At 43.4% G+C, this 465-nt stretch carries 1 pseudogene; it reads right to left on the bottom strand.

The features are described from left to right. Positions 1-251, bottom strand: a pseudogene (locus EHS43_RS47300) (threonine-phosphate decarboxylase); the annotation flags it as partial. Positions 252-465 lie beyond the last annotated feature (214 nt).

Genomic DNA, 465 nt, shown 5'->3' on the forward strand with positions numbered 1-465 from the left:
GCCTGAACAATCTGAAAAATCAGATCGGCCGCTCCATTGCCACAGATCACCTCCTCTGGTTCAATCCTATGAAATGTGGCTATTCTTTCCCTTAACCTTTGATTTCTGCTGTCCGGATAGCAACAACAAGTATCAATGGTTCTTAAAACAGCTTCTCTCACCCCCCTTGGGAGACCCAGAGGGTTGATATTCGCCGAATAGTCCAAGGTAACACTGTTCGTGTAGATATCTCCACCGTGTTGATATTCCATATTCGTTTTCTCCTGTCAACCTCTTCCTATATAAAATCACAATAAAACCACAAGTAATACCACTGGCAGCAATGCCAGCAGATAGGTAACAGACATCAGAACATTCGCCCGGCGAATATCCTCATATTCAATGGATCTTATTGGATCCCCTATGGTTGGCTTTTCATATAAAGTCCCAAAATAACGAGCATTCCCAGCCAATTCCACCTGTAAC

It is taken from the genome of Streptomyces sp. RP5T, assembly GCF_003933965.1.
Lineage (GTDB): Bacteria > Actinomycetota > Actinomycetes > Streptomycetales > Streptomycetaceae > Streptomyces.